Raw genomic sequence first — 405 nt, 5'->3', positions numbered from 1 at the left:
GCCCGCGCGCCGCCGGGCGCCACGTAGCCCGCCACCGGCACGGGCGACGCAAGGATGGCCTGAATGATCTGGCGCATCGACGCATCGAGGCCGCCGGGCGTATCCATTTGCAGCACAACGAGCTGCGCTCCCTGATCGCGTGCCTGTTGCAGGCCGCGGCTCACGTAGGCTGCGCTGGCCGGCCCAATGGCACCGGTGACCGGCAACACCACGACCGGAGCGGCTGCCACGGCAAGGCTGGTCCAGACCGCGGCCATCACCGCTGCCAACCATCCCATCCAATGCTGCATCCGCAACGATCGTTGCATCTGCGCCTCCGTCCGTGATTGCCGCCCTTTGCCCGATCAGACTGGCGGCACGATCCCGACTTTCGCTGATCCGCTTTCAGTTTAGGCAGCAATCGCC

Annotated in this window: 1 protein-coding gene; it reads right to left on the bottom strand. The window is 67.4% G+C overall.

All coding sequences use genetic code 11. The annotated features are described in order from the left end of the window. The coding region (locus FNX44_RS30200; protein ID WP_500274222.1) for a Clp protease/crotonase-like domain-containing protein at positions 1-308 on the bottom strand (308 nt) is incomplete at its 3' end. Between the last annotated feature and the right edge of the window lie 97 nt (positions 309-405).

The sequence above is a fragment of the Streptomyces alkaliterrae genome (assembly GCF_007097205.2).
Lineage (GTDB): Bacteria > Actinomycetota > Actinomycetes > Streptomycetales > Streptomycetaceae > Streptomyces > Streptomyces alkaliterrae.
This window is presented reverse-complemented; position numbering and strand designations above follow the sequence as displayed.